This is a genomic window from Kocuria sp. U4B (assembly GCF_054875615.1).
This window is the reverse complement of the sequence record NZ_CM142180.1, coordinates 361,942-377,153: the sequence shown is the minus strand read 5'-3', so window position 1 is coordinate 377,153 and position 15,212 is coordinate 361,942. Positions and strand designations below refer to the sequence as shown.

The 15,212-nt window shown below is 74.4% G+C and carries 15 protein-coding genes and 1 pseudogene; 7 read left to right on the top strand and 9 right to left on the bottom strand.

The window, feature by feature from the left end; genetic code table 11:
• Positions 1–151 precede the first annotated feature (151 nt).
• Positions 152–1,369 carry a glycosyltransferase family 4 protein gene (locus ACYSMR_RS01725; RefSeq protein ID WP_461747180.1) on the bottom strand — a complete coding sequence of 406 codons (1,218 nt, stop codon included), beginning with the start codon at positions 1,367–1,369 and terminating at the stop codon, positions 152–154.
• 280 nt (positions 1,370–1,649) lie between these two features.
• Here ACYSMR_RS01725 and ACYSMR_RS01720 point away from each other — a divergent pair, with 280 nt between their 5' ends.
• The 5 genes from ACYSMR_RS01720 to ACYSMR_RS01700 are packed head-to-tail and all read left to right on the top strand — an operon-like array spanning position 1,650 to position 7,968.
• Positions 1,650–3,197, top strand: a complete 1,548-nt coding sequence (locus ACYSMR_RS01720) for an ABC transporter substrate-binding protein (RefSeq protein ID WP_461747179.1) — start codon at positions 1,650–1,652, stop codon at positions 3,195–3,197.
• A gap of 52 nt (positions 3,198–3,249) precedes the next feature.
• Positions 3,250–4,191, top strand: a complete 942-nt coding sequence (locus ACYSMR_RS01715; RefSeq protein WP_251333397.1) for an ABC transporter permease — start codon at positions 3,250–3,252, stop codon at positions 4,189–4,191.
• Complete coding sequence (locus ACYSMR_RS01710; protein WP_461747178.1) at positions 4,184–5,029, top strand: ABC transporter permease; 846 nt, start codon at positions 4,184–4,186, stop codon at positions 5,027–5,029. The genes ACYSMR_RS01715 and ACYSMR_RS01710 overlap by 8 nt, the downstream gene beginning before the upstream one ends.
• Positions 5,022–6,647: a nickel ABC transporter ATP-binding protein NikE gene (gene nikE / locus ACYSMR_RS01705; RefSeq protein WP_251333395.1), complete on the top strand. Its 1,626-nt coding sequence runs from the start codon at positions 5,022–5,024 to the stop codon at positions 6,645–6,647. The genes ACYSMR_RS01710 and nikE overlap by 8 nt, the downstream gene beginning before the upstream one ends.
• Positions 6,631–7,968, top strand: a complete 1,338-nt coding sequence (locus ACYSMR_RS01700) for an MFS transporter (RefSeq protein WP_309125356.1) — start codon at positions 6,631–6,633, stop codon at positions 7,966–7,968. Before nikE ends, ACYSMR_RS01700 begins: the two co-directional genes overlap by 17 nt.
• An 81-nt stretch (positions 7,969–8,049) precedes the next feature.
• Here the strand turns inward: ACYSMR_RS01700 and ACYSMR_RS01695 are convergent, their stop codons facing one another.
• From ACYSMR_RS01695 to ACYSMR_RS01670, 6 genes are all read right to left on the bottom strand, one after another.
• Positions 8,050–8,763 carry a trimeric intracellular cation channel family protein gene (locus ACYSMR_RS01695; protein ID WP_309125357.1) on the bottom strand — a complete coding sequence of 238 codons (714 nt, stop codon included), beginning with the start codon at positions 8,761–8,763 and terminating at the stop codon, positions 8,050–8,052.
• A 258-nt stretch (positions 8,764–9,021) separates the two neighbouring features.
• On the bottom strand, positions 9,022–9,603 hold the full coding sequence (locus ACYSMR_RS01690; protein WP_251333392.1) for a GNAT family N-acetyltransferase: 582 nt from the start codon (positions 9,601–9,603) through the stop codon (positions 9,022–9,024).
• 55 nt (positions 9,604–9,658) lie between these two features.
• Complete coding sequence (locus ACYSMR_RS01685) at positions 9,659–10,963, bottom strand: cation:proton antiporter (protein ID WP_461747177.1); 1,305 nt, start codon at positions 10,961–10,963, stop codon at positions 9,659–9,661.
• Positions 10,964–11,122: 159 nt separating this feature from the next.
• The gene (locus ACYSMR_RS01680) at positions 11,123–11,458 is read right to left on the bottom strand and encodes a hypothetical protein (protein WP_461747176.1); all 336 of its coding nucleotides are present in this window, start codon (positions 11,456–11,458) and stop codon (positions 11,123–11,125) included.
• A 245-nt stretch (positions 11,459–11,703) separates the two neighbouring features.
• Complete coding sequence (locus ACYSMR_RS01675) at positions 11,704–12,114, bottom strand: VOC family protein (RefSeq protein WP_461747175.1); 411 nt, start codon at positions 12,112–12,114, stop codon at positions 11,704–11,706.
• Entirely contained in the window at positions 12,111–12,539 is a 429-nt protein-coding gene (locus tag ACYSMR_RS01670; RefSeq protein ID WP_251333388.1) for an ArsR/SmtB family transcription factor, read from the bottom strand. Before ACYSMR_RS01670 ends, ACYSMR_RS01675 begins: the two co-directional genes overlap by 4 nt.
• On the opposite strand from ACYSMR_RS01670, the gene ACYSMR_RS01665 reads away from it, so the two are divergent.
• Positions 12,538–13,251: an alpha/beta fold hydrolase gene (locus tag ACYSMR_RS01665; RefSeq protein WP_461747174.1), complete on the top strand. Its 714-nt coding sequence runs from the start codon at positions 12,538–12,540 to the stop codon at positions 13,249–13,251. The genes ACYSMR_RS01670 and ACYSMR_RS01665 overlap by 2 nt on opposite strands.
• Positions 13,252–13,375: 124 nt before the next feature.
• Here the strand turns inward: ACYSMR_RS01665 and ACYSMR_RS01660 are convergent.
• Positions 13,376–13,450, bottom strand: a pseudogene (locus ACYSMR_RS01660) (DUF305 domain-containing protein); the annotation flags it as partial.
• 277 nt (positions 13,451–13,727) lie between these two features.
• On the opposite strand from ACYSMR_RS01660, the gene ACYSMR_RS01655 reads away from it, so the two are divergent.
• On the top strand, positions 13,728–14,522 hold the full coding sequence (locus tag ACYSMR_RS01655) for a YqjF family protein (RefSeq protein ID WP_461747173.1): 795 nt from the start codon (positions 13,728–13,730) through the stop codon (positions 14,520–14,522).
• A gap of 64 nt (positions 14,523–14,586) precedes the next feature.
• On the opposite strand, the gene ACYSMR_RS01650 is transcribed toward ACYSMR_RS01655, so the two are convergent.
• A complete protein-coding gene (locus ACYSMR_RS01650; protein ID WP_251333385.1) occupies positions 14,587–14,934 on the bottom strand; it encodes a hypothetical protein in 348 nt (115 codons plus the stop codon).
• Positions 14,935–15,212 lie beyond the last annotated feature (278 nt).

The following is a 15,212-nucleotide window of genomic DNA, read 5'->3' as shown; positions in this document are numbered from 1 at the left end:
CGATCACTGGGAACCACGCTATGGACGGCACCTGAGCCAGGGCTGAGACGGGCCGTGGGCCGCGGGCGTCCGCGGGGCACCGAGCTCCCGCGCCGGGGGCGGGACCGCTCCGTGGAACCCGGGGCGTGCGGGGGTGGAGGGAGGGTCACCGTCACCGCTGTGGGCTGCTGCGCGACCGGGATCGGGCCGGCTCCGGGGAGGGCTGCAGGGTCGCGTCGTAGACGGCCTGGGTGCGTGCCACCATGCAGTCGACGGTGTACTCGTCGAGATACCGTCTGCGGCCGGCCTCGCCGTACAGCGCTCGCCTCTCGCCGTCCTCCAGGAGCTCCGCCAGGGCGGCAGCCAGCCCCCCGGCGCTCTCGGTGGGCACGAGCAGGCCGGTCCGGCCGTGGGCGACCACCTCGGCCGAGCCGATCACCCTGGTGGCCACCACCGGCAGGCCGGCCTCCATCGCCTCGAGCAGGGCCAGCGGCATGCCCTCGGAGCGGGACGGCAGGGCGAACACGTCGGCGGCGTCCAGGAGCATGCGCGCGTCCTGCCGGTGGCCCGGCAGGTGCACCGTGCCGGCGAGGCCGCGTGCGGCCACCAGGGCCTCGAGCTCCTCGCGCAGGTCGCCCTCGCCCAGGATCACCACCTGCAGCCTCGGGTGGCCGGCCTTGAGCAGCGCCGCCGCCTCGATCAGGTAGCGCTGCCCTTTCATGGTCGTCAGCCGGCCGGTCGACAGCACGACGAGGTCGTCCTCCTGCAGGTGCAGCGCCGCCCTGGCGGCGGTCCGTCCCGGCGGGTCCTTGCGGGGCCTGACCCCGTTGGGCACCGTGCTGAAGCGTTCCTCGCTCACTCCGTGCGCGGTGTAGGTGTCCCGGACGCCGTCCGACACGGCGATCCTCGCGTGGGCGAACGAGCTGTTCTCGACCAGCTTCTCGGCCTTGGCGGGCTTGTGGAGCAGGAACGGCTGGTGGTGGGTGATCACGACCGCCGGCACGCCGGCGGCCCTGGCCAGGCGCAGCCCGTCCGGATCCTCCCACCCCCAGCCGGCGTGGCAGTGGAAGACGTCCACCGGATGGGAGGACAGGAAGCCGCTGATGATCGCCGGATAGGCGGCGTCGTGCGGGCTGGGCAGCGCCACCGTCCGGGCGCCGCGCGCGGAGGCCCCCTCCAGGAGCCAGCGGGCGCGGGGGCTGTCGCGGCACAGCACGGAGACGTCCGCCCGGCCCGCGAGGCCCTCCACCAGGTCCAGCATGTGCGCGCCCATGCCGGACGGGTTGGCGGAGCGCGTGTACAGGCAGACCGACCGGCGGACGCCGGCGTTCTCCCCCTGCCGGCCGGTGTTCGCTCTCGAGAGCGGCCTCCTCGCCGCGGCACCCAGCATGGAACTCACCTTACAGCCGGGCGCCGGTACGCACTGCGGCGACCGGGGGACGGCCGTCATGCGGCGGAGCGTCCCGGCACGCGCGCCCGGCGCCGGGCCGTCTGCACCGCCCCGCGGGCCGGGCTCTATAGCACTGGCGGCGTCGCCGACGAAATCCGTGCGCGTTCATGACGTTGTCCTTCAGGGCCGACTGGTCGCCGTGGTTAGGACTGCCTAACCTCGTCCCCGGGGTTTTCCCTCCGTCACATCTCGTCTCCGGACGTCGAACTTAGGTGGTTTCGTGCGCGCTCTTCTCCGGTCCTCGGTGCCCGTGGGTCTCGTGGCCCTTGTGACCCTGTCGGGTTGCGGCTTCAGCGGTGAGGGGGGCGGGGCCGAGCAGGCTGCCGACCGGGATCAGCGCATCGTGGTGGACAACTTCCGCGCTCCGGTGGCCGACTGGGCCCTGGCGAGCGACGCCGCCTACATCCTGTCCCTGTCCGGGTGCCTCGAGACCCTGACCCAGTACGACGAGGCCGAGGGTGAGATCGTGCCGGCGCTGGCCACGGAGTGGCAGCAGGTCTCGCCCCTGGAGTGGGACTTCACCCTGCGCGAGGGAGTGCAGTTCCAGGACGGCACCGAGCTCACGGCGGAGGCGGTCGTGACGTCGCTGCGCAACGTGCTGGACGCGGAGGTCCCGGCCCGGGCCTTCAGCCCGGCCGTGGTCAGCGAGGTCGAGGCCGTCGACGAGCGCACGGTGCGCATCACCACGCCGGCCGAGAGCCCGCTGGTGCCCTACCGCCTGGCCAGCGTCAACACCGGGGTGCTGGCCCCGGCTGCCTTCGAGGGCGAGTCGGTGGATCCGTTCGGGCACTGCACGGGACCGTTCACCCCGGTCGCGGAGGAGCCGAAGCAGTCCTTGACGCTGGACCGGAACGAGAACTACTGGGGCGGGCCGGTCCAGCTCGCCGGCGCCGAGGTCCGCTTCATCACGGACGGCGCGACGCGCGCCACGCAGGTCCAGACCGGCGAGGCGGACGTCTCCCTCTCCGTGCCCGTCTCCAGCCTGTCCGCCCTGGAGGCGGACGCCGGCGTCGAGGTCCTCAAGGCTGATTCGCCGCGCACCGCGACCCTGTACATGAACAACGGCCGGGCGCCGTTCGACGACGTCGACTTCCGCCGGGCCGTCCGCTCGGCCCTGGACCTGGACGCCCTCGCCAGCAGCGTCTACGAGGGCGCGGCCCTGCCGGGGACCGGACCCTTCGCCGCCTCGGAGCCGTGGGCCGGTGAGGACGCCGTGACACCGCAGCAGGACGTGGCGGCGGCCAAGGAGCTGCTCGCCGCCGCCGGTTACACCGCCGAGCGGCCGCTGGAGATCGTCGCCATCGTGGAGCGCGCCGAGTTCGCCGACGTCGCCACCGTCATCCAGGAGAACCTGAAGAGCGTCGGCGTGCCGGTGACGATCCGCACCACGGAGTACGCCGCGGTGGAACCGGACCTGCTGGCCGGCGACTACGACATGGTGCTGAGCCAGCGCAACCGCCTGATCGACATCGCCGACCCCATCGGGTTCCTCACCGCGGACTACACCTGCGAGGGCAGCTACAACATCAGCCACTTCTGCGACGAGGAGTACGACGAGCTCGTCACCCGGGCCGCGGGGACCGCCGACACCGAGCAGCGGTACGCGCTCTACGCCCAGGCGGGGAAGATCCTGGAGGAGCAGGCCGTCAACGTCTGGCTGGTCAACGAGCAGGCCATCGACGCGACCCGCGCCGAGCTGCAGAACTACGCCCAGGACCCGCTGTCCCGCTACGTGCTGCGCGCGGACACGACCAAGCCCGGCTCGTGACCCGCAGCAGGACACCGGTCACCGGGACCCCCGTGCACGAAGCGGTCCGTCGATGACGGCGTTCCTCGTCCGCAGGACGGCGACCCTGGGGGTCACCGTCCTGCTGGCGTCCTTCGTGGTCTTCCTCATCCCCTACGTGACCCCCGGGGACCCGGTGCGCAAGATCATCCGGTCGCGCGTGGCCGGCGAGGTGGTCGACGACGCCGTCGTCCAGGGGCTGACGGTCCAGCTGGGGCTCCAGGACCCCCTGGCCGTGCAGTACCTGCGGTGGCTGGGCCGGCTGGTGCGCGGGGACATGGGCCTGTCCTACGCCAGCCGCACCCCGGTGCTCGAGCAGGTGCTGCCCGCCCTGGCGATCACGCTGAGCCTGGTGGTCCTGACGCTGGGCACGGCCGCGGTGGTCTCCGTGGTCCTGGGGGTCACCGCCGCCCTGCAGGAGGGGCGCCCGGCCGACCGGATCATCACCACGGTCACCCAGGCGTTCATCGCCATGCCGGAGTACTGGCTGGCGCCGGTGCTCGTGCTGGTCTTCGCCCTGAACCTGTCCCTGCTGCCCTCCGCCGGGTGGGAGGGCCCGGCCTCCGCGGTGCTGCCCGTGGCCGTCCTCGCGCTGCGCCCCACGAGCTACTTCACCTCGGCGGTGCGCGAGGGGATGCTCGACGCCCTGGGCGCCGAGCACGTCGTGGCGGCGCGCGCCCGCGGGCTCACCCACGCGCAGACCGTCCGGCGGCACGTGATCCCCAACGGCCTGCTGCCCCTGACGACCCTGGTGGCCGTGTGGTTCGCCGGCCTGCTGGGCGGCTCCGTCATCGTGGAGGTCATCTTCGCGATCCCCGGGATGGGGCGGCTGCTGTACGACGCCGTCCTCAACAGCGACATCCCCCTGGCGCAGGGGGGCGTGGTCGTCGTCGTCGGTCTGGCCGTCGCGCTGACCACCGCGGCGGACCTGCTCCACGGGTTCCTCAACCCCCGGCTCAGGGGGCGCCGTGCGTGAGCGGCCCGCGCTGATCTGGGCGGCGGTGGCGGTCCTGGCCCTCGTCGTGGTCTCCGTGGGCCTGTCGCCCTGGATCGCTCCCCATCCCCCCGCCGAGCAGGACCTCACCGCCCGGCTGGCCGGGCCCAGCGCGGCCCACTGGCTGGGCACGGACCACCTCGGCCGCGACACGCTGAGCCGGCTGCTCGAGGGCGGGCGGTTCTCCCTGACGATCGCCGCGCTGGCCACGGTGCTGACCGGTGTGCTCGGCACCGGGATCGGGGTGCTCAGCGCCCGCCGCCGGGGCTGGGTCGACGAGCTCTTCACCCGCGCCAACGACGTCCTGCTGGCGCTGCCGGAGATGGTCGTGGCCCTGTTCCTGGTCGCCCTGCTGGGCACGGGCTTCCCCTCCCTGCTGCTGGCCCTGACCGTGACCGGCTGGACGCCCTTCGCGCGGCTGGCCCGGGCGCTGTCCTACGACGTCTCGGCCCGCGGCTTCGTCGGGGCCGCCCGCGTGCTGGGCTGCTCGCCCTCCTTCGTCGTCCTCCGCCACCTCCTGCCGCACCTGGCCGGGCCCCTGCTGGGGCAGGCCACGCTGCGGTTCGGGCAGTTCCTGATCACCGTCGGCGCGCTGTCCTACCTCGGGCTGGGGGTGCAGCCGCCGCAGTCGGACTGGGGCTCGATGCTGGCCGCGGCCCAGCCCTACGCCGCGCGCTCGCCGCTGACGATCCTGGCCCCGGGCCTGGTGGTCTTCACCGTCGCGCTGTGCGTCACCCTGATCGGCCAGCGCCTCGCGCACCTGACCAGCACCCGGTCGGTGCTCTCTCCGGCCGCGCCCCGGGAGGTCCCGGATGCCTGAGGGCCTGGTCGTCGAGCAGCTGCACCTGGATCACCTGACGCCCTCGGCCGTCCGCCCGATCCTGTCCGGCGTGGACCTCACCGTGGCCCCGGGCGAGTTCGTGGCCCTGGTCGGGGCCTCGGGCAGCGGCAAGACCATGACGGCCATGGCCGTGCTGGGACTGCTGCCCCCCCAGGTGCACGTCGGCTCCGGGGCGATCCGGCTCGGCGGGACGGACCTCACGACGGCGGGTGAGGCGGAGCTGAACCGGGTGCGCGGCGGCCGGATCGGCATGCTCCACCAGCAGCCCAAGCGGATGTTCAATCCCCGCCGGACCATCGGGGACCATCTGCGCGAGCCGCTGAAGCTCCACTGCGGGCTCCGGGGGGACGAGGCGCGGGCCCGGGCGCTGGAGCTGCTGGCCGACGTGGGCTTCGAGGACCCCCAGTGGTGCGTCCGGGCGCATCCCCACCAGCTCTCGGGAGGCATGGCGCAGCGGGCGATGCTGGCCCTGACCCTGGCGGGCCGGCCGGAGCTGCTCCTGGCCGACGAGCCGACCTCCGCCCTGGACACGGTGCTCGAGCGGCAGATCCTGGAGCTGCTCGACCAGCAGCGGCGCGAACGGGGACTGGGGGTGCTCTACATCACCCACAACCTAGCCACCGTCTCGGCCTACGCCGACCGGGTCGTGGTGATGGACGCCGGGCGCATCCAGGAGGCAGGGCCGACCACCACCGTGCTCAACGCTCCCCGGAGCGCCTGCACGAAGGCCCTCGTAGAGGCCTCGGCCCTCACCCCCGCCCCGAGCCCCCCTCCTGCTCCGGGGACGCGCACCGTCCTGGCGCTGGAGGGCCTCACCAAGCGTTTCCCCTCGCGCGGCCGCGGTGCTCGCCCGGCCCTGGAGCAGGTCTCCCTCGACCTGAAGGAGGGCGAGATCCTCGGGGTGCTGGGGCGCTCCGGGTCCGGGAAGAGCACCCTGGCGCGGTTGGTCGTGGGGCTGGAGACGCCCGACGGCGGAACCGTCACCCGGGCGCCGGACACGCGCGAGGCCCGCACCGGCGCGGCGGGAACGCAGGTGCAGCTGGTCTTCCAGGAGCCGTACGACTCCTTCGACCCCCGCATGAGGCTGCGCACCAGCCTGGAGGCCCCCCTGCTGCACGACCGGACCAGCACGGCCGAGGAGCGCCGGAAGCGCATCCGGGAGGTCGTGCAGGAGGTGGAGCTGGACCCGGCGGTGCTGGACCGACATCCCGGCCAGTGCTCGGGAGGCCAGCTGCAGCGGCTCACCATCGCCCGGGCCCTGCTGCTGGAGCCGGCGGTGCTGATCTGCGACGAGGCCACCTCGGCCCTGGACGCGGTGACCCAGCGCACCGTCCTGGACCTGCTGCTGCGCCTGCACCGGGACCGCGGCCTGTCCCTGGTCATGATCTCCCACGACCTGGGCGTCATCCGGTACATGAGCCACCGGGTCGCCGTGCTCCTGCGCGGATCCCTGGTCGAGCTGGCCCCGGCCCACGAGTTCTTCAGCACCCCCCGGCACGAGCACAGCAGGCAGCTGGTGGCGGCGGCCCTGCCGCAGGTGTGCGCGATCCTGGACACCCCCCGCCCGACCCAGGAGCACCATGACGCCGTTCGGTGACCACCGGCCCGAGACCCGCACCCTGCTGGGCGCCCAGCTGGTGTTCAACATCGGCTTCTACGCCGTCGTCCCCTTCCTGGCCGGGGCCATGAGCGCCGAGTACGGTCTGGGCGCGGCCGCGATCGGCCTGGTGCTCGGGGCGCGCACCTTCAGCCAGCAGGGAATGTTCCTGCTCGGCGGGCTGGTGGCCGACCGGTGGGGGGCCCGCCGGGCGATCCTCACCGGCTGCCTGGTGCGCGTGCTGGGCTACGCCACGCTGGCGGCGGCCTCGGGCTTCCCCCTCTTCCTCCTGGGCGCGGTGCTCACCGGCGCCGGTGGCGCCCTGTTCTCACCGGCCCTGGAGGCGCAGCTGTCCCACGCCGACCGGCCCGCCGGGACCGGCGCACCGCGCCCGGCGGGGAAGAGCCGGCGGTCGGTGTTCGTGTGGCTGGCGATCACCGGGGAGATCGGCGCCGTCCTGGGCCCGCTGCTGGGCTCGGCCCTGCTGGGGTGGGGTCTCGACGCGGCCCTGACCGCGGGGATCGCCGTCTTCAGCGCCGTGACGGTCCTGCTGTGGTACCGCCTCCCCCGGGCGGCCGCGCGGGCCCCGACGGGGGCGGACGCGCAGGGGCCCCGGACCGCCCCCGCCACCGGCGGCCCTGCCCTCGGGTGCCTGCGGGACCGGCGCTTCGTGGTGTTCTGCCTGCTCGCCGGCACGAACATGCTCGTCTACAACCAGCTCTACTTCGCGGTGCCGGTCGAGCTGGGCCGGCGAGGGCTCGACGGGGCGTGGCTGGGCGCGCTCTTCCTGCTCGCCTCGGTCCTGACCCTGAGCCTGCAGCTGCCCGTCTCCGCGGCCGGTCAGCGCCTGGGCCCGGGGCGCGCCGTGGCGGCCGGCTTCGTGCTGGAAGCCGCCGCGTTCGCGATCCTCGCCGGAACCGCCGTGCACCCGGGGCCCTCCGCCGGCTCGACGGCGCCCCTGCTGGGCGCCGTCGCGGTGCTGATCCTGGGCCACATGCTCCTCACCCCCACGATCCTGTCCCTGATCCCGGCGTTCGTCCCCGCCCCGGAGCCCGGCGCCGGGACCGGCGCGGGGCGGGGTGCCTACTACGGCCTGGCGGCCACCTGCGGCGGCGTCGCCGTGCTGGTGGGCAACGCCGTGCTGGGGCAGGTGCTCGATCTGACCGATCGGCACCACTGGTGGCCCGGCACCCCGTGGGTGCCGCTGGTCCTGCACGCCCTCCTGGCCGCCGTGGCGCTGCCGGTCGTGCTGCGCGGACACAGCACCCTGGGGCGCCCCGGCTCCTCGTCCCCCACGGTCCCCGCCGAGAGGACCCCCTGACGGCCGGCCCGTTCAGGGCTCCACGGCCTCGTCCAGGTCGACGCGGCCGTGGACCCAGCGGCGGGTCCTCGGCGGGTGCAGCTACCCGTCCGCGCCGGTCTCCTCCGGTGGCTCGTCACCGCGGCGCCGGAACCGGGGGCGGGGCCACTCCGGCCGGGGCAGCCGGACGGTCCACTCTCCCGGCCCCGGCAGCCGCCATCCCCGGCGCCGCGCCACCACGGTGACCGCGGCCGCGGTGAGGATCGCCGCCGCCATGCCCCCGTTCGGGAACCCCAGGCTGTACAGGACGGCCATCTCGGCGCTGCCGAGCACCGCACCCGTCGCGTACAGGGTGTTGCCGCCGAAGATCATCGGCACCCGCCCCACCGCGATGTCCCGGATCATGCCCCCGCCGACCGCGGTGATCACCCCGAGCATGATCGCCGGCAGCCACGTGAGACCGGCGCCCAGGGCCTTGGACGTGCCGGTGGCCGCCCAGCAGCCCATGGCCAGCGCGTCGGCCACGATCAGGATCCGGTTCGTCCACCTGCCCCGCAGCTGGAGGAAGAAGGCGACCGCGGCCCCGAGGATCGCCGTGGCCAGGTACGCCGAGTTCGTCAGGGCGACGGGGAAGCCGCCCTGCAGCAGGGTGTCGCGGATCATCCCGCCGCCCAGTCCCGAGGCGATGGCCAGCACCACGAAGCCGACGGGGTCCAGCCTGAGCTGGCGGGCCACCGCCCCGCCCAGGATGCCGTTGGTGAGCACCCCCATCAGGTCGACGACGTCGAACAGCACGCGCGGATCCAGATTCTCCATGACCACCTCGTCGTCGGCCCACCGACGCCCGAGGCTAGCACCCCGGCCGGCCTGACCCCGTCCCCGCGGTGGCGGCCGCCCAGGGCCGACCGCCGGCCATGCCTGGAACCGACAGGGTCCGACACCTCCCAGATCCAGGGGCAGGAGGCAGGATGCGCATCGACGAGGACCGCGTCGCCGACGCGCCGCGCCAGGTGGGGCAGGTCGTGCAGCGCCCGCCCGGCGCCCGGGGCTTCGGGAAGCGGGACCGGACCGGGGTCAGCCCAGCTCGAGGCGCATCAGGACCCGGGGCAGGCGGGCGGAGACCGCCGCGGTGTCGGCGGCCTTGCGGAAGCCGGCCTTCTCGAACATCGACCGCGTCCCGACGTAGGCCATGACGGCGTCGACCCGCTGGTCCCCGTTGTCGACCGGGTAGCCCTCGACCGCCGGGGCGCCGTGGGCGCGGGCGAAGTCCACCGCGCCCTGCAGCAGGGCCTGGGCGACGCCTCTCCTGCGGTAGCCGGCCCGCACCCTGAAGCACCACACGCTCCAGACCGCGCGGTCGTCGACGTGCGGGATCCTCGTGCCGCGGGAGAAGGCGTGCAGCTCCTGCCGCGGCGCGACGCCGGCCCAGCCCGCGACCTCGCCGTCCAGGTAGGCCAGCACCCCCGGCGGGAGCTCCCGGGCGCAGAGGGCTTTCACGTGCTCCGGCCGTTCCCGGGCCCCGAGCTCCCGGTTCTCCCGGGGGCTGAGCCGGTAGGTGAGGCACCAGCAGGCCGCCGTGTCGGGGTTCTTCGGCGCCAGGACGGTGGCGACGTCGTCGAACCGGTCGGCGCTGGCGGGCAGGACCTCGATGGCCATGGCCGGCAGGGTAGCAGCAGCCCCCGGTGTCCGGCCACACGTCCGCCGGGGACCGTCAGATCGCGGTGCGGGGAGCGGCGTCCTCGGTGCCGGTCGCGCGCACGGCCTTGCGCTTGCGGGCGCGGTCGATCACCGTGATGACGGGTCCGGCGGTGATGCCGTGGAGCACGATCGAGGCGACGATCACCAGTCCCACGATCCGCCACAGGGCCTCGGCCTCGGCGGTGAACTCGCCCTTGGACAGGGCGTAGGCGAGGTAGTAGACGGACCCGATGCCGCGGACCCCGAAGAAGGCGATGACACTGCGCTCCCACGGGCCCGTGCGTCCTCGGGCCAGGCCGATCCACCCGGCGAGGGGCCGGACCAGGAGCAGGAAGGCCAGGGCGACGAGGATCTCCCGCCAGGTGAGCCCGGCGAGCAGCCCCCGGGCGACGGCCCCGCCCAGGAGGACGAGCACCACCACGGTGAGCAGGCGCTCGAGCTGCTCGATGTAGCTGTGCAGCACGCCGTGGTAGCCGTGGACCCGCTCGCCCGCCCGGATGGTCAGCGCGCACACGAACACGGCGATGAAGCCGTAGCCCTCGACCATCTCGGTCAGCCCGTAGGTCAGGAAGGTGGCCGCCAGGGCCACGAAGCCCTCGGAGTGGGAGGCCATGCGGACGCTCTCGAACGGGGAGCGGAAGAAGACCCGGCCCAGGAGCCTGCCCATGGCGAGTCCGGCGAGGCAGCCGACGGCGATGCGCCAGCCCACGTCCACGGCGACGAAGTGCGGGGACCATGCTCCCGGGGCGGTCCCCACCACGCTCAGGGCGATGGCGAGGTAGACGAAGGGGAAGGCCAGGCCGTCGTTGAGACCCGCCTCGGAGGTCAGCCCGAAGCGCACCTCGTCCTCGCCGTCCAGGTCCTCCTGGGCCTCCGAGGGCTCCCCGACCTGGACCTCGGAGGCCAGGACGGGGTCCGTGGGGGCCAGGGCTGCGGCCACGAGCACGGCCGAGGCCAGGCTCAGTCCCAGGACCCACCACCCGAGGAGGGTCAGCCCGAGCAGGCACAGGGGCATGGCGATGCCGAGCAGGCGCCAGGTGGTGGCCCACCGCCGGCGCCCCAGGGGGCGGTCCAGGGCCAGGCCGGCGCCCATCAGCGAGACGAGCACGCAGATCTCGCTGAGATGGATGGTGACGTCGCTGTGGGCCAGCGGGTCCGGGTCGGGGAGGTTCTCCGCCAGGGAGAAGATCACCACGCCCGCGCCCAGGAAGACCATGGGCATCGACACGGGAGCCCGCATCAGCAGCCGGGGGAGCAGGGCGGCCGCGAAGACGGCCAGACCCGCGGCGGCATAGAGCAGACTGGGTGCTTCGAACACCGGGACCTCGTTCCTGCGGCGACTGGGCACCGCACCTGGGTGCATCCTCCCGCATTTCGCGCCGCGCGTGTGCCGGGCACGTCCTCGCCGGACGGTTCCTCCCGTCGTACTCCGCGCCGCAGCAGCGGATGGGACCCGGGATGCGGAGGGAACCCAGGATCAGGCCGGGGCAGCGCCGCTCCGTCCCGCGGCGGAGGCCGCCGAACCGGCACCGTCCGTGCGGGGAGCCGGCTGCTCGCCGGTGGTGATCCGCACGTCGATCAGGGTCGCCCCCTCCAGCCGCGGCAGCACGTCGGCGATCAGCAGGACCAGGGCGGCGCTGTAGGCGCCCGCGCCGGTGGGGGCCTCCACGCACAGCAGCACGGAGGCCCCCGGCACGCCGGGACTGCTCAGGACCGCCCGGCAGGCCGTGGCGTCAGCCAGCACGGCCGCCACCGTGGGCCCGTCCACGCGGCGGGTCGTCCGCACGGTGACCTCCACCGACCACATGCTCATGCCGTACCCCCTGCCGCGCTCGTCCACCGGTGCTCTGCCCGTCACCGTGGACCCTCCCCCGAGCGGGACGAGTGCGCGCCGTCAGGGCGGTGCGCACTCGCCCCCGGGGGCGCCGTGGCACCCCCCTGCTCCTCATGCTGGTGCCCGGGCGCACCCGGCACAACGTTCTCGCAGGCGAGGCGGGTTTTTGGCCGATTGTTGCCGCCGGTAAGCACGCTGTGGGAGCGGGGCGTCCGGCCCCGGGCTCATGCCGGGGCGTTCGGCTCCGGCTCGTCCATGGCGGCGATCTGGATCAGGTTGCCGCACGTGTCGTCGAGCACCGCGGTCGTCACCGGGCCCATCGACGCCGGCTCCTGCACGAAGCGCACGCCCAGACCGGTCAGCCGCTCGTACTCGGCCCGTACGTCCTCGACGCCGAAGCTGGTGAACGGGATGCCGTCGGCCACCAGGGCCTCCTTGAACGGGCCGACGGCCGGGTGCTCGGAGGGCTCCAGCAGCAGCTCCACCCCGTCCGGGGCCGACGGCGAGACGACGGTCAGCCAGCGGAACGGCCCGGCGGGCAGGTCGGTCTTGAGCTGGAAGCCGAGCTTGGTGGTGTAGAAGTCCAGTGCCTTCCGCTGGTCGTCCACGAAGACGCTGGCGGTGGTGATGATCATGCGGGGTCCTCCGAGGTGGGCGGGAGGGCGTCGAGCCACTTCCGGGCGGTGGTCAGGGGCGCGGTGTCCAGGTGGTGGACCGTGGTGCGGCCCCTGGTGGTGGTGGTCACCAGGCCGGCCTCGCGCAGGACGGCCAGGTGCTTGGTGACGGCCTGGCGCGTCATCGCCAGGCCGTGGTTGTTGATCAGGCGGACGGTGAGCTCGAACAGGGTCTGGTCGTTGCGCCCGGCCAGCTCCTCCACGAGGATCCGCCGCGCGGGGTGCGCCAGCGCCTGGAAGATCGAGTCCACTCCTGCATCATAGGCAACATATTGGTTGCCAATCAAGGGTCCGTGGCGCCCAGCCCCGGCCGGCACGACGGCGGCCGCCGTCACACTCCCCGCCGCCTTGATCCGCTCCGCGGCCTTCCCCAGCATGGAGGCCATGGGCAGCCGCATCGTTCTGGTCCCGGGGTTCTGGCTCGGCGGATGGGCCTGGGAGGCCGTGGCCGACGAGCTGGAGCGCCGCGGTCACCGTGCCACGGCCCTGACCCTGCCCGGCCTGGAGTCCCCCGGGACCGACCGGTCGTCGATCACCCTGGGGGACCACGTGGACGCGGTCGTCCGGGCCGTGGGGGCGGGCGACGACGAGGAGCGCACCGTGCTGGTGGCGCACAGCGGGGCCGGGCCCGTGGCCTACGCCGCCTCGGACCGGGCGCCGGAGCGGATCGACCGTCTCGTCTACGTCGACTCCGGGCCCCTGCCGGACGGCGCCGCGGTCCGTCCCGACCTGGACCCGGCGGTGGTGGAGCTGCCGCTGCCCGGGTGGGCGCAGCTGGAGGCCGAGGGCAGCAGCCTCGCCGGCCTGGACGAGGCCGCGCTGCAGCGCTTCCGGTCCCGGGCCGTTCCCCATCCCGCCGGCCCCGCCCGGCAGCCGCTGGCGCTGCACGACGACCGGCGCTACGAGGTGCCGACCACCGTGATCTGCTCCAGCTTCCCGGCGGCGACGATCCGCGAGCTGGCCGCGGAGGGCCACCCGGTGGCGAGCGAACTGTCCCGGCTGCCCGTCGAGTACGTGGACCTGCCCACCGGGCACTGGCCCATGTGGTCGCGCACCCTGGACCTGGCCAGGGCCATCGACGCCGCGGCCCGGGCGTGAGCACCGGCCCCGCGGCTGCGGGGGCGGTGCCCGAGGACCAGGGCTGGTCCGGCAGCTCCTGCGCCAGGCGGTCCATCTCCTGGGTCTGCGCCTGCCGGTCCTCGGCGATGCTGCGGGCCATCTCGACGGCCTGGGGGTTCTGGCCGGCCTCCCCCTCGTCCCGGGCCATGTCGATGGCCCCCTCGTGGTGCTCGGTCATCTGCTCCAGGTACCACTCGGCCGCCCCGGTGCCGGCGTCCGGAGCGGCGCCCCGGAGGACCCGAGGCCGCGGGCCGGCGCCCGCCCGGCCCGCAGCCAGAGGATCCCGACACAGATCGACACACACGCCGCGGCCCTCTGGCCTCGGCGGGCGCGCGGGGAGATGCTCGGGGGGAGGGGGAAAGGCATACCACCTCAAGGGAAGAGCCGGGGCCCTCCCGGCTTTTCTCCTGTCCGGCGCCTGGCCCGCCGTCCGCGCCGATTGCTAGGTTGGCACCATGGAGGGGCACCGGTCCGGAAACGGCGATCCGTGGCCGGCCGGGCCGGTGCTGCCCCGGCCGTACCTCATGGAGCAGTCGTGGTCCGACGCGGTCTTCCTGCACTGGCGCGTGCCCGCGTCCGTGACCGCCCCGCACCTGCCGCCCGGCGTGGAGCCCGATGTCTTCCACGGCTCCGCCTGGGTGGGGCTGGTCGGGTTCCGCATGCAGAAGGTGCGGCTCGGGGCGGTCCTGCCGATGCCCTGGCTCGGGTCCTTCGCCGAGGTCAACGTGCGCCTGTACTCGCGGGCGGCGGACGGCTCACGCGGGGTGGTGTTCCTGTCCCTGGACGCCTCCCGGCTCCCCGTCGTGCTGGCGGCCCGGGCCTGCGGCATCCCCTACGTGTGGTCCCGGTGCCGGGCCACCGCCACGGACGGGCCCGCGCCCTGCTACGGCTACGAGGTGGCACGCCGCGGCGGGCGGACCGGCACGACGTTCGCGGTCCGCCCCGACCGCACCGCGCAGGCCGACGACGAGCTGTCCCTCCTGCTCACCGCACGGTTCGGGATGCACACCCGGGGTCCCGGGGGCACGGTCCTCCTGCCCGTCTCCCACCGGCCGTGGCCGCTGCACCCCGCCGCCCTGACCCACCTCGACGACGGGCTGCTGGCGGCGGCCGGCCTCGGCGTCGGGGGACCGCCCGAATCGGTGCTGTACTCCTCCGGGGTGCGCAGCCTGTTCGGCGGACCCCGGAGGGTGCAGGCCTCGCTGCCCGGCAACGGCCCGGGCGGAGCGCGCCGACCGGCCCGCCCATGAGCTGGGCGGGCCGGTCGGCGGGCTCGAGCGCAGCCCTCCGGCCGCGAGGCCCGATCGAGGCGGCTCAGGCCGACCTCCGCAGGGCCGGTCCGGGGTGGAAGCGCGATCCCAGGGCGGCCACGGGCCGGTGCTCGGGTAGCTCGGCGGGCAGGACCACCTCCACCGGGCCGGCGGCAGGGGCCGCCTCGTCGTGGTCGACGGCCCAGCGCAGCAGGTCCACCGCGCCGGCCTCCACGTGGTCGGCGCAGGTGAGGTCGACGGTGACCGTCACCGGGGGGATCAGGGTCCGGGCCCGGGCCACCACCGGGTGCAGGGCGTGCTGGTTGGCCTCGGTGAGGCACCCGGTGACGACCAGGCGCACGTAGGCGCCGTGGAGATCGACCTGGACGAGCACGGAGAGCTTGTGGTCCATAGGGAGCATCCTTCATCGCATGCTGAGAACCTCAGGCCGTCCTTCGGCCCGTCCCCACGGTAGGGAAGCGGCGCCCCGACCGGCAAGGATTCTCTCGCGTAGCCACCGCGTATTTCCGTAACCGACGGGTAGGGCCGTCGGCCGTTCTCCCCGGGGCCGACGGCCCGGTCCCCGGTCCCCGGGACGTCCCGGAGGCCGGCTCGCGGCTCAGCCGGCGGGGCGCTTCGCGGCGGGCGTCGGCCGTGGCGGTGCAGACCTCCCACGGCCCGGCGCCGGGG

Bases quoted from the DNA above. Each gene is read 5' to 3' on its own strand.
- ACYSMR_RS01675 (WP_461747175.1), bottom strand. From the start codon at position 12,114: ATGATCATCACCACCGCCAGCGTCTTCGTGGACGACCAGCGGAAGGCA.
- ACYSMR_RS01650 (WP_251333385.1), bottom strand. From the start codon at position 14,934: ATGGACCACAAGCTCTCCGTGCTCGTCCAGGTCGATCTCCACGGCGCC.
- ACYSMR_RS01670 (WP_251333388.1), bottom strand. From the start codon at position 12,539: ATGGCCTCCATGCTGGGGAAGGCCGCGGAGCGGATCAAGGCGGCGGGG.
- ACYSMR_RS01725 (WP_461747180.1), bottom strand. From the start codon at position 1,369: ATGCTGGGTGCCGCGGCGAGGAGGCCGCTCTCGAGAGCGAACACCGGC.
- nikE (WP_251333395.1), top strand. From the start codon at position 5,022: ATGCCTGAGGGCCTGGTCGTCGAGCAGCTGCACCTGGATCACCTGACG.
- ACYSMR_RS01690 (WP_251333392.1), bottom strand. From the start codon at position 9,603: ATGGCCATCGAGGTCCTGCCCGCCAGCGCCGACCGGTTCGACGACGTC.
- ACYSMR_RS01680 (WP_461747176.1), bottom strand. From the start codon at position 11,458: ATGAGCATGTGGTCGGTGGAGGTCACCGTGCGGACGACCCGCCGCGTG.
- ACYSMR_RS01695 (WP_309125357.1), bottom strand. From the start codon at position 8,763: ATGGAGAATCTGGATCCGCGCGTGCTGTTCGACGTCGTCGACCTGATG.
- ACYSMR_RS01700 (WP_309125356.1), top strand. From the start codon at position 6,631: ATGACGCCGTTCGGTGACCACCGGCCCGAGACCCGCACCCTGCTGGGC.
- ACYSMR_RS01655 (WP_461747173.1), top strand. From the start codon at position 13,728: ATGGAGGGGCACCGGTCCGGAAACGGCGATCCGTGGCCGGCCGGGCCG.
- ACYSMR_RS01665 (WP_461747174.1), top strand. From the start codon at position 12,538: ATGGGCAGCCGCATCGTTCTGGTCCCGGGGTTCTGGCTCGGCGGATGG.
- ACYSMR_RS01715 (WP_251333397.1), top strand. From the start codon at position 3,250: ATGACGGCGTTCCTCGTCCGCAGGACGGCGACCCTGGGGGTCACCGTC.